Origin of the sequence: Lewinella sp. LCG006 (assembly GCF_040784935.1) — a bacterium.
Classification (GTDB): Bacteria; Bacteroidota; Bacteroidia; order Chitinophagales; family Saprospiraceae; genus Lewinella.
The window spans coordinates 3,884,959-3,899,072 of record NZ_CP160680.1; the positions used below are offsets into that span (position 1 = coordinate 3,884,959).

At 48.3% G+C, this 14,114-nt stretch carries 2 protein-coding genes; both read left to right on the top strand.

What is annotated here, in order from left to right:
• Positions 1 to 61 precede the first annotated feature (61 nt).
• Positions 62 to 5,227, top strand: coding sequence for a gliding motility-associated C-terminal domain-containing protein (locus tag AB0L18_RS14050; protein WP_367387935.1), 5,166 nt, complete (start codon positions 62 to 64; stop codon positions 5,225 to 5,227).
• A gap of 219 nt (positions 5,228 to 5,446) precedes the next feature.
• Positions 5,447 to 13,873 (top strand): CUB domain-containing protein, encoded by an 8,427-nt coding sequence (locus AB0L18_RS14055; protein ID WP_367387936.1) that lies wholly within the window; start codon positions 5,447 to 5,449, stop codon positions 13,871 to 13,873.
• Positions 13,874 to 14,114 lie beyond the last annotated feature (241 nt).

The window sequence follows — 14,114 nt, forward strand, 5'->3', positions numbered from 1 at the left end:
ATAGAGTCGATGCTAATTTTGACAAATAAATTAACGAAGTACTGATTCTTTAAAAAAGCTTATGTCGAAATTTCTACCATCTAGTCTGCTGCGAAAATTATTGGTTATTGGCCTCTTGGTATTGCCAGGGCTAGTAGCTGCTCAAAGGACAATCGTCTTAACTCAAAACGCGGGAGACGCGACAATAGGCCTAGACAGAAAAAATTTTGGCGGCCCCTACAGCCAAGGGTACCATCATGATTTTGACTTCGGTTCCAGTGTTAGCCCTTGTGAGCGCATTGTTTCGGTTAGTCTGGCGATATCCATTCAGAGTTTTAGCTCGAATATACCTCCAGGGTGCAGCCACTCTAGTGTTTACTATAACATTTATTATGGTTGCAATCCATACAACGGCACGGGAGGAACTTGCCCAACGGCCAACCTATTAAATGAACCTTTTTTCCCTCCTGGTGGTGCTCCCTATAATAGAACTTATAATTGTCCTGCGAATAATTTTGATTTTGGGGGCAACTTTAGTGCAGACATCGTACCCGTTTATTCGACCGGATGTACTGACGGTCAGAATGCTATTATAGCAGGCCACGTGACCTATGCTTATACGATAACCGTAACCATTGAGACGGACTTGATTACCTGCACAGGCACGGGTTGCTTGGCTGGAACAACTACCGTTCAAGCCTGTGATGATGGTGATCCTTGTACATCCAATGATATGGAAACCATCCTGGATTGTGATGGTAGCATCTGTGTGCCTTGTATGGGTACGCCTGTCGTAAGCTGTACCAATACGGTGACACTCCCTTGTGACGATAACGACCCCTGTACCGCCAACGATATGGAAGTGGTAGAGGCTTGTGACAATAGTGTGGTCTGCGTGCCCTGTGCAGGAACACCGGTGCCTTCGTGTACCATTACGACAAGTTTGCCCTGTGATGACAATGACCCATGTACCATAAATGATGTAGAAATTGTCGAAGATTGCGACAATTCCATTGTATGTGTGCCTTGTGCGGGAACGCCGGTGCCTTCGTGTACTGTTACGACGAGCTTGCCCTGTGATGATAACGACCCTTGTACAATCAATGATGTAGAAATTGTTGAAGATTGCGACAACTCCATCGTATGTGTGCCTTGTGCGGGAACGCCAGTACCTATGTGTACCAATACCGTCACCTTACCCTGTGATGATGGAGACATTTGCACTGAAAACGATGTCGAAATCGTAGAAGCCTGTGACAACAGTATTATCTGTGTCCCTTGTGCCGGTGTACCCGTACCCGTTTGTACCAATACCATTACGTTGCCTTGTGATGACAACGACCCTTGTACAGAGAACGACGTAGAAATTGTCGAGGATTGTGATATCACTCAGGTTTGTGTGCCCTGTGCAGGAACGCCCATACCGGTTTGTACCAATACGATTGTTCTTCCCTGTGATGATGGCGACCCTTGTACCATAAATGACGTAGAAACCGTAGAAGATTGCGACATCTCGCAAATTTGTATTCCTTGTGCGGGTACTCCAGTAAATACTTGTGTAAATACCATCACCCTTCCTTGTGACGACGGCGATCCTTGTACTGAAAATGATGTAGTTACGGTTGACGATTGTGATAATTCGCAAATCTGTATCCCTTGTCAGGGAACGCCCGTCACCACCTGTACCAACACCATTGTCCTCCCCTGCGATGATGGCAACCCTTGTACGGAGAATGACGTCCAAACGGTGGAGGACTGTGACATCTCGCAGATTTGTATTCCTTGTGCAGGTACACCTATTGTAAGTTGTACATCAACGATCAGTCTTCCTTGTGACGATGGCAACGCTTGTACGACCAATGACATGGTCATTGTCGAAGCCTGCGATAATAGTATTGTCTGTGTCCCTTGTCAGGGAATTGCACAAACCTGCGCTACTGGCCCTACTACTACGCAAGCTTGTGACGACGGCAATCCCGGTACCATCAACGATATGGAAACCATCCTTGATTGTGATGGCAGCATCTGTGTACCATGTATGGGTACGCCTGGCGATTGTAGTACGACACCCACTACCACACAAGCTTGTGACGACGGTAACCCCTGTACCATCAACGACATGGAAACCATCCTCGACAGCGATGGTAGTATCTGTGTACCCTGTATGGGCGTGGTGCAAAATTGCAGTACTGGACCGACCTCGGTTGTTAGCTGCGATGACGGCAACCCCTGTACCATCAATGATGTGCAAACCATCCTTGATTGTAATGGCAGCATCTGTGTGCCATGTATGGGCGTAGTGCAGGACTGTGCCACCGGTCCCACGACTACACTACCTTGTGACGACGGCAACCCTGCTACGATCAATGATATGCAAACTATTCTAGATTGCGATGGTAGCATCTGTGTTCCCTGTATGGGCGTACCTGGCGATTGCTCCAATAGCCCCACTACCACCCAGGGCTGTGACGATGGCAACCCATGTACCATCAATGATATGGAGACCATTCTGGATGCCGATGGTAGTATTTGTGTACCATGCATGGGCATAGCACAGGATTGCGCCACGGGGCCTACGACGACACAAGCTTGTGATGATGGCAATCCTGCAACCATCAACGATATGGAAACCATCCTGAATTGCGATGGTAGCATCTGTATCCCTTGTATGGGTACACCCGGTGATTGTAGCACAGCACCGACTACAACCCAGGCTTGTGATGATGGTAACCCTTGTACCATCAATGATATGGAAACCATCCTGGATGCCGATGGTAGCATCTGTGTGCCTTGTATGGGTACGCCGACAGATTGTACAACGGGTACGACCTCCGTAGTTGCCTGTGACGATGGCAACCCCTGTACCATCAATGATATGCAAACCATCCTTGATTGTGACGGTAGCATTTGCGTACCTTGTATGGGTACGGTATTAGATTGCAATACAGGGCCTAGCACTACGCAAGCCTGTGATGATGGCAATCCGTTTACGATCAACGACATGGAAACCATCCTCGATTGTGATGGTAGCATTTGTGTGCCCTGTATGGGCGAACCCGTAGATTGTAACACGGGCACCACCACGGTTCAAGCCTGTGATGACGGCGATCCTTGTACGATCAATGACCAGGAAACGATTCTAGATGCCGACGGTTCGGTTTGTATCCCTTGTAGCGGTACGCCTGCCCCTTGCGGCACGGATGGCAGCTGTGAGCAAGTCCAAGCCTGTGACGACGGCAACCCATGTACCATCAATGATGTAGAGACAATTCTTTTGTCAGATGGTAGCATTTGTGTGCCTTGTATGGGCACGCCTACAGATTGTAATACAGGTGCAACTTCCGTTGTTCCTTGTAATGATAATAACCCCTGTACGATCAACGATGTACAGACCATCCTTGATTGTGACGGTAGCATCTGCGTACCCTGCATGGGTACCGTTTTAGATTGTAACACAGGGCCCAGCACCACGCAAGCCTGTGATGACGGCAATCCGTTTACGATCAACGACATGGAAACCATCCTCGATTGTGATGGTAGCATTTGTGTGCCCTGTATGGGCGAACCTGTAGATTGTAACACGGGCACCACCACGGTTCAAGCCTGTGATGATGGTGATCCCTGTACGATCAACGACCAGGAAACGATATTGGATGCCGACGGTTCGGTCTGTGTTCCTTGTACTGGTACACCTGCCCCTTGTGGCACGGATGGTGCTTGTGAGCAAGTCCAGGCCTGTGACGACGGCAACCCATGTACCATCAACGATGTAGAGACAATTCTTTTGTCAGACGGTAGCGTCTGTGTGCCTTGTATGGGCACGCCTACGGATTGTGCTACTGGTACAACTTCCGTTGTTCCTTGTAATGATAATAATCCCTGTACGATCAACGATGTACAGACGATCCTTAATTGCGACGGTAGCATCTGCGTACCTTGTATGGGTACCGTTTTAGATTGTAACACGGGGCCTAGCACCACGCAAGCCTGTGATGACGGCAATCCGTTTACAATCAATGATGTAGAAACCATCCTCGATTGTGATGGTAGCATCTGTATCCCTTGTATGGGCGAACCTGTAGATTGTACCACGGGCACCACCACGGTTCAAGCCTGTGATGACGGCGATCCTTGTACGACCAATGACCAAGAAACGATTTTGGATGCCGATGGTTCGGTCTGTGTTCCTTGTACCGGCACACCTGCCCCTTGTGGCACGGATGGTACTTGTGAGCAAGTCTTGCCATGTGACGACGGCGACCCCTGTACCATCAATGATGTAGAAACGATTCTCTTGTCAGATGGTAGCATTTGTGTACCCTGCGCTGGAACGATTCTCGATTGTAGCAACGGCCCCACCACTGTTCAAGCCTGTGATGATGGTGATCCTAATACCTTCAATGACCAGGAAACCATCCTCAACTGTGATGGCTCGATTTGTATCCCTTGTGCAGGCACACCGTGTAACCTTGATTTGGCACCGGTAATCAATACCACCAATGAAAGCTGTTTTGGTGAAAACGATGGTAGTATTGGCATCGAATCAGTGGCAGGTGGCCAGGAGCCTTACCTGTTCTCCCTCAATGGTGGTGCTTTTGTTACGGATGTCTTATTTGCTGGCCTTGCGCCAGGTGCTTACACTTTGACGGTGCAGGATGCAGAAGGCTGTGAATCCACTACGAATATCAGTATTTTACCAGCTGCTAACCTCTTCCTTATTTTGACGTCAGACGCAGTAGAAGATGAAGTACTTTTGGGAGATAGCGCACAGCTTTCTTTCACGACCAACGCAGTGATTGATACCATCATTTGGACTTTTGATCAAACCCTAAGTTGTACCGACTGTTTGGAACCTTTTGTGTCACCTGAACAACAAACAGTTTATACGGTTACTGTCGTGGACGAAAATGGCTGTATTATAAGTGATGAAATTAGGATCTTTGTGGACAGAACGGAGCGCATCTACATTCCAAATATATTTTCGCCCAATGACGATGGTGTTAATGATGACTTTGTGATTTATGCGGGAGCTAATGTGAAGATGATTCGCCGCTTCCAAATATTTGATCGCTGGGGAGGAGCTGTTCTTTCCTGGGAAGATATTCCGGCCAATGACAGCCAGTTTGGCTGGGACGGAACCTACCGCGGGGAGGACGTAAATCCGGGCGTTTACCTCTACGTAGTAGAAATAGAACTGACCGATGGCACGCTGCTGACCAAGACTGGAGAAGTAGTGCTGCTGAAGTAAAATAGTCCAAGTAGCATTTGGTCTTTTAGGCCAAATGCTGCTTGGGAATATTAGTTGGTGAATGGTAGTAATATCACTACCTTTATAGGCTGAAACGAAGTTTTGTTTTTTGACGACCTGATTGTAACTAATTTAATTTTAAGTGTTTAAGGTATTATTGCCATAAACCTTATTGATACGTATTACGACCTTAATTTTTTTATAACAAATTGTAATCTTATGCGACAAGCGAACTTTACGCTTTATCACGCATGGCGATGTTGCTTCGGCTTATTGCTCATGCTCGCCGTCCCTATCATTGGGGAGGCGCAAACCAATATCATCCACGGTGCAGGAGGCGTAGTGGAACCATTGAATGCCTGCGCCGACTTTTTCAGTGGAGACATTTACACCGATAGCGGTGGTGCTGGTAACAGTTATGCTAATAACGAAAACTTAGCATTGACGTTCTGTGCGGAGGCTGGTGAGACAGTGAGTTTTACCTTCAACTCTTTTAATGTTGAAAGTTGCTGCGACCGGTTAGCGGTTACTGGAGCTGCCACAGGAAACGGGAATTATGCTGGTACCACTCTTCCTCCGGTCATTACATCTTCAGTAGGAGGCTGTATTACTTTTACTTTCACATCTGATGGTTCGGTTACTCCAGCTGGATGGACCGCTACGATTTCTACATCTAGTGGATGTACAGGAAGTAATCAAGAGATTCAACATCGTCCTCCACCTGCCATTTACACGGCATGTAGCGACTTTGAAGATGGTGATACCTACACCGATAGTGGAGGGCCTGGTGGTAACTATAGCAATAATGAAAATAGTACTACTCAAATTTGTGCGGACGCTGGTGCAACAGTGACAGCTACTTTTGTTAGCTTTGCATTGGAGACCTGTTGTGATCGCTTAACGGTTTCTGGTGCTGCTACTGGTAATGGTACTTATACGACTACTCCTCCAGCGATTACTTCCACGGTCGGTGGATGTATCAACTTTAACTTTACCTCGGATATTTCAATAACCAGTTCTGGTTGGGTAGCTAATTTAACTACTTCGGTAGCTTGTGCTCCTCCTACTGCTGACATTACGTTCTGCGTAGATTTGACGTGTGAGGCCAATACTCCCGGCTTTGCTGCCCAGGCGATTGCTTTTGACTTCAACAGCTTCAACTCAGGTCCTACGCCTTTGACGAATACTGGTGATAATATCTGGTGTCGTACGGAGACTTTACCTGTAGGTGAAGTACGTTATAATTTCTTCTATGCTGCAGCAGCAGGTGCCGGTGGCCCTGAGAACCTTGCTGGCTTGAACGGATCAGCTTGTACCAGCACCGTTGCTGGTGAGGTAAAGCGTTCTTACACCGTAGTGGCGGGACAAAACGAAACGGTAACCTACGCCTGGGAAAGTTGTGACGCAACAGCAGCATGTCTTACGGATATTGAGTTCTGTGTAGATCTCAGCTGTGAGGCAGATGCACCTGGCTTCGCTGCCCAGGGGCTTCAGGCCAGCTTTAACGGCTACAACTCTGGTGGTTCACCACTAACGAATACCGGAAACAACATTTGGTGTCGCACAGAATCTTTGCCTGCGGGTGATATTCGCTTCGGTTTCTTCTATGCCGCCGCCGCTGGTGCTGGTGGCCCTGAAAACCTTGCCGAGCTGCCTTGTGCAACTCCTGGCGACGGAGGTTGGAAGCGCGACTACACGGTAGTAGAAGGTGTTTCAGAAACCCTTACCTACGCATGGGAAAGCTGTGAAGCAGAATCAGCTTGTGGTGCTTTAACAGATATTACCTTCTGTGTAGATTTTACTTGTGAAGCTGACATTCCAGGTTTCGCTGCCCAAGGACTTCAAGCGAACTTTAACAGTTTCAATTCTGGTGGTTCACCATTAACGAACACTGGAAACAACATTTGGTGTCGTACGGAATCTTTACCTGCGGGTGATATTCGTTTCGGCTTCTTCTATGCTGCAGCAGCTGGTGCTGGTGGCCCTGAAAACCTGGTGGAACTACCTTGCGCTACGGATGGTGCCGGTGGCTGGAAGCGCGACTACACGGTTGTAGCTGGTATGCCAGAAACACTGACTTACGCCTGGGAAAGCTGTGTGCCAGAAGCAGATTGTGGTATTCCTGGTGCGAGCGTCGAGTTCTGTGTAGACGCAAGCTGTTTACCAGACGTACAGAACGTAAGTATCTTCGGTGGATTCAACGGTTGGTGCGGAAGTTGTAACTTCTTGTCTGACGATGATGGCGACGGAATTTACTGTGGAACAATCTTCCTTGCTCCTGGTAACCAGGAATACAAGTTCCTCTTCAATGGTATGGAGGAAAGTTTCTCTGAGGGTGATCCCTGTACGACGACTAACTTTGGTTTCACGAACCGTCTTATCGTAGTTGAAGACGGTGTTAACCAAATGGTTACTTTCGGCTTCAATAGCTGTGACGAAGTATGTACGCCTCCTCCGGGAGCGAATGTAGAATTCTGTGTAGATATTGGTTGTATCATGCCTACGGGTACGGTCAACGTGTTCGGTATTTTCCCTAACTCGTTTTTCGATCCTTTCGCCAACCCAATGATGCAACAAGGACCAGAGTCAAGCATCTACTGTACGACGGTATTTCTGGAGCCTGGTGATACTGAATTCAAGTTCATCATTAACCCAGGGATGGGTGCAAGTGAAATCAACGAGAATTTCAGCGTAGGTGACCCTTGTACGGTTTCTTGTTGTGATGGCCAATTCACCAACCGTGTCATTACGGTGGTTGACGGTGTCGATCAAAACACCTCTTACGTCTTTGATGTACCCTGTGAAAGCACTTTTGAAGAGCCAACGGTAGAATTCCCTGCTTTGGCTACGATTTGTGACGGAACCTTCTCTTACACTTTCACCGGTGGCGCTACGCCAGCAGGTGGTGTTTACAGTGGTGAGGGTGTTACCGATAATGGTGATGGCACTTTTGATGTAGATCTAGCTGCTTTAGAACCAGGCGAATACACCGTTACTTACACCTTGATGGGTGATTTAGCATGTGTTTACGAAGCAACTTCTACGCTAGTTGTAGAGGACTGTGGCGTCGCAATTACAGACCCTTGTTCTTGTAATGACGATGCATCTCCTATCACTTTCGATGCAGCAGCAGGAACTTACGATAATCCTAACGATGGCACCTTTGGTGAAGTTGTAGCGATTACTGGCCCAATGGGCGCAGCATTACCTGCTGGTCTTGATTTTAGAGTAGTTAGCGCTACTGGAGCTATCGGTGTTGCCGCTGGTGATGCCCTGGTGTACAATGGTAGCATTTACACGATCGGATTTGATCATGCCGATGATGTTGGTTATTCCTTGACGGTTGACCAGTTCATTAATGGTCAGGCTGTAGGATTCAATTTCATGATTGGTAATGCTTGTGCTTACCCAACACCAGTATTTGATCCTGAATTAGACCCTATCTACTGTAATTTCGAAGGTGCGATCACCCTTGGTGGTACGGATGATGACGACATCAACGGACCTGATGGTGTGACCTTCACGATCAATGGTGTTGCAGCTACTGTATTTGACCCTACGGCTTTGCCTTCTGGTCTGAATACTGTAGTGATGACCTATACTGGTGCAGATGATGGCAATGGTGGTGTTTCTGTTGATGGCGGAACTACACCAGCTTACCGCGGATGTACGCAGACGGTAGAAACAGTAATTGAAGTAGAGAACTTCGGTCCTGCTTGTGTCGCAGACCTAAACGTCACGCTCGGTGCAAACTGTACTTCTGTAATCAAGCCACAAATGGTATTGACAGGTAGATATGATTGTGCTGATGAAATCATCGTAACGGTTGATGGAGGAAACACCGATGTAATTTCTGGTTGTGGTGCACACACCTACTCTGTAGATATCTTTGTTGCTGGTGAGCTCGTCTACACCTGTTGGGGTAATATCAACGCTGAAGACAAGACTGATCCTAAAATCGACTGCCCAGCGAACACAAGCACCGTAACGCAGGACTACGCTGCTCACCAAGCAAGTGGTAACCTCAATGCTGGTGATGCAACCTTGAACTTCAACAACTACAGCTGTTTGAACCAGGGCTTCCTGGCTGATGGTATCCACAACTATGACGTAGTAACTTTCACTACGCCAGACTTTGCTATTCCTGTTGACGTATACACGATCTTGATGGAAACTGCTTGGGGTGATGGAAGCATGTTCCTTTTCCAGGGCGGTTTCGATCCTACAGCACCATGTGAGAACCTCATCGGTTCTTCTGACGATGCTTTCGTACCTGGTGGAAATGTTTTCGATCCAGCACTACGTTTGAGCCTGCCTTTGTTGCCTAACACAACCTATACCTTGGTATTGACCAACTGGTTGACGACGCAGTTTGGTAACTGGACGGTAAGCATCTATTCTGATAACAACACGGGTGTTTCTGGTCCAGAGTTTACCCCTGTAAATATTACCGATACCCGTGATTTGGTATGTGAGGATATCGACTTCATCCGCTTCCAGACGCCTCAGTCATGGATTGCAAGTGCAGATGGTACCTTGAACTTCACGGCTACGCGTAACACCTTCTTTGGAGGTAGCACTGCTGCTTTGAATGCTTTCATTGCAAAAGTAAACCTGACTGGTTTCCCTGTAGTTAGCGACAACTGTGGTCCGGTGAAAGTAACCCTTTCTGATGCAGTAAGCTCTGCAGGTGATTGTGGTGATGTAACGCTGACGCGTACCTTCACGGTCTCAGACCGTTACGACGGTGCCTGTGTTGGTGCTCCTCGCGTAGTAGCATGTACACAGACGATTACCTTCCGTAAGCCAACGATTGGCGACTTGGTATTCCCACCATTTGTAGCTCCTTTGGAGTGTGATGAGAACTTCGCTGTTGATGCGAATGGCAACCCTCATCCATCTGCATCTGGCTACCCTTGGATTCGTACGGCATTTGGTTTCTACGACCTTGATCAGACTTACTGTAACATCGGTGCATCTTACTCTGATGAGCCACGTATCACTGTTTGTGAAGGTACTTACAAGCTCCGTCGTGAGTGGAACATCATCGACTGGTGTAACCCAGGTGGATCTGGTACCTTGAACCAATTGATCAAAGTATTTGATGCTACTGGTCCAGTTATTTCTGGTATTCCTAACGTAATCAACGTATCTACGTCACCATTCAGCTGTTTGGCGAACGTAGCGATTCCATGTCCTACCCTTACTGACGGCAACGGATGTTCAAGCGTAGCTGGCACGACTTACACGGTATTGGCTTTCGGCGAATCATTCTTCGCTGGTGGTGACTTGTGTGACGGTGATGTAGTATCAGCACCAATTGGTGAGCACATCCTGATCATCTGTGCCGAAGATGCTTGTGGTAACGAAACTTGTGAAGAATACACGGTAGTGGTTACCGACGACATCGAGCCAACAGCTTCTTGTAACGACGACATCAACGTATCCATCGGTGGTGGTGATGTAGCCAACGGTATCGAAGGTATCGCGCGCCTCTTCGCTGCGGATGTTGACGAAGGTTCTAACGACAACTGTGGTGAAGTAACCTTGGAAGTACGTCGTAACTACTGGCGCAACAACACTTGTGATGCAAGTGCCAGCCGCTGGAGCCCATGGGGCGACTTTGTAGACTTCTACTGCTGTGATATCGACAACGAAATCACTATCGAACTACGGGTAACCGACGAAGCTGGCAACACCAACATTTGCTGGCAGGTTGTTACTCCAGAAGATAAATTGAACCCATTCTGCTACGCACCAGCACCAGTCACCTTGACTTGTTCTGATCTGCCATTGGCTTTCCCTGGTGATATTGCTACGGCTTACGACGAAGACTTTGCTGCTACTTCTACCATGATGAGCGCGATCTTCGGCGGTGCTACCGGTACAGACAACTGTGCGGTGGATACCATCGTAGAGCGTACGCCAAACTTGCAGGTTAACGATTGTGGTTGGGGAACCATCACGCGTCGTTTCGAAGCTTGGCAATTGCGCCCAGAGGGCGATGCTAACGGCAACGGAGCTATCGACATCAACGAAGTATACCGTTCGACGAACAGCTGTAGCCAGCTGATCACGATCACGGAAGTACACGACTTCACGATCGACTTCCCAGAAGATGCTGACGCTGATTGTGGTGATCCTGATGTACCAACGATCATTACGACCACTGTAGGTTGTGATGTATTGAGCGTAAACATTGGTGAGCCAGTGATCTTCTCTGCTACGGGTGATGAGTGCTACAAGTTCTCGATCACTTACGATGTAATCAACTGGTGTGTTTGGGATGGTGAGTACGAAGGACTTGTTCTTCCTCGCATGACCGAAGACGACGGTGAGGCACTTCCTGTAGACCGTGCGGTAGAAGGCAACGAGCGCCCAGTAGTACGGGTGGTGAGTGGCTTTGGCCCAGTAGACAACAACTGTGATGGTGTAGCTGATGCTCAGCAAGGCATCCAGTACAGCGTAGTGATCGATCGCCGCCACAATGACCGTGACGGAGATTCTGACATCGCTGATGTGATCTATGACAACATCCCAGGCAACACTCCTGGTTGTATTCCTGCTGACCAGTTTGGTCGTCGCAACTACGGTCGCTACATCTACACGCAATTTGTGAAAGTGTACGACTCTACCGCACCAGTGGTAGCAGTGGGAGAGTACGGTGGCCCAACGGCTAACTGCCCTAACCTGCTTCCTGGCCAGTTTGGTGATGATGATGGTAACTGTGAAGAAGCAGTAAGCATTCCGTTCAGTGTATCTGACGAGTGTGAATTGTTTGACGGCGCAGGTAACCTGGTGGTAAGCATCGTATCTGCTGAGCTTGATGCTTTCGCAGTAGACGCTAACGGCGACGGCGACATCAAGTCGAACGAATTCGTAGCTGATCAGAACGTACTTTCCTTGATCACCGACAACGGTGACGGCACTTACGTATTCGCAGGTACCTTCCCAATCATTACCAACGCGATGGGAGACAATGTCTACCACGCCGTACGCGTATTGTTTGAGGACGGTTGTGGTAACCAGACCAGCGAGACCATCGTGTTCGATGTGATCGACTGCAAAGGACCAGCACCAGTATGTATCAACGGCTTGACCGTAACCTTGATGCCTCAGGAAGATGGTGGTTGTGCGATGGCGATCTGGGCTTCTGACTTCGAAGGTTCACCAATCAGTGACTGTACTGGTCAGGGACCAGAACTGTTCGGTGGTCTACCTCGCGTGACGAAGTACGCTATCTACCGTGCAGCAGATGTAGAAGCTGATCCTAACTTCGTACCAAGCCCAGATGATACTGGATTGGTATTGACCGATCAAGATGATCCTACAACGGTTGTCTACGTATACGCTTTCGACGAAGATGGTAACTACGACTACTGTGAGACTTATGTACTGGTACAGCAGCACGTTGACTGTGGCGTTGGTGGCACTGGAACTATCCAGGGTGTTATCGCTACGGAAAGCAACGAGACAGTAGAAGGTGTAGAGGTGAGCATCAACGGCGGTATGTCTGCCATGATGGTAACCAATGCCAATGGAACGTACAACTTCAGCAACCTGGCTTTAGGAGGTGACTATACGGTTACTCCTTACCTGAACGCCAACCCACTGAATGGTGTGTCTACCTTTGACCTGGTACTGATGAGCAAGCACATCCTTGGCGTACAGCCATTGGATAGCCCTTACAAGCGGATCGCAGCGGACATCAACCGTTCAAACACGATCACGACGCTGGATATGATCCAGTTGCGTAAGTTGATCTTGAACATTGATACGCAGTTTGCTAACAACACGAGCTGGCGCTTTGTGGATGCAGCTTACGAGTTCCCTGTAGCGACGAACCCATGGTTCGAAGCATTCCCAGAGTTGATCAACGAGAACAACCTGGCGGGTGATGTACTGGATGCCGACTTCGTAGGTGTTAAGATTGGTGACGTAAACGGTTCTGCACAAGCCAATGCTTTGGCTGGTGACGATCGTACGTTGAACGGTCAGTTCAACTTCGAAGTAGAGAACGTAAGCGTGAAAGCTGGTAACGTATACACGGTAGCATTCCGTGGTGCTGATATGGCATCAGTAGAAGGCTTCCAGGGTACCTTGAACTTGAACGGAGCAGAGTTGGTAGACATCGAGTACGGTGTAGCTACAGCTGAGAACTTCGGTATGCGTTACGCTGCTGAAGGTATGATCACTGCTTCTTGGAACGGTAAAGCTACTTCTGAGGACGTATTGTTCAGCCTGGTAATCCGCCCAACAGTGGATGCTGAGTTGAGTGACGTAATCAACGTATCTAGCCGTTACACTGCTGCTGAAGCATACGGAAATGGTAACACCATGAACGTAGGCGTAAACTTCTCTAACGGAGCAGTTGCCGTAGCAGGTTTCGAAGTATACCAGAACACGCCAAACCCATTCGCAGCAACAACCTTGATCGGTTTCAACTTGCCAGCGGATGCAGAAGCAACCGTAACGATCAGCGACGCTAGTGGTCGCGTACTGACTGTAGTACGTGGTGATTACGCAGCTGGTTACAACACGATCAACTTGACCAAGGAGATGATCCAAGGTGCAACGGGTGTATTGACTTACACGGTAACGGCCGGTGAGTTCACTGCAACCAAGAAGATGATTGCTGTAAAGTAATGATAGATGGTTATAGGGTGAATTTGTGAATTTGCCCTATTCCAATAAATACGATTACAGGCGGCGGTATCCTTCGGGGTGCCGCCGTTTTTGTTTTTTTGTACTTAAACAGACTACACAAACCGGAATTTTGCGAAGTAGGCATAGACAACGGAATACAGCGACGTAGGCACAGCCAACGCCGAACGGGGAGGGACTTACAGGGCAAATTCATGAATTTGCCTGAGATTTACCCAACCCG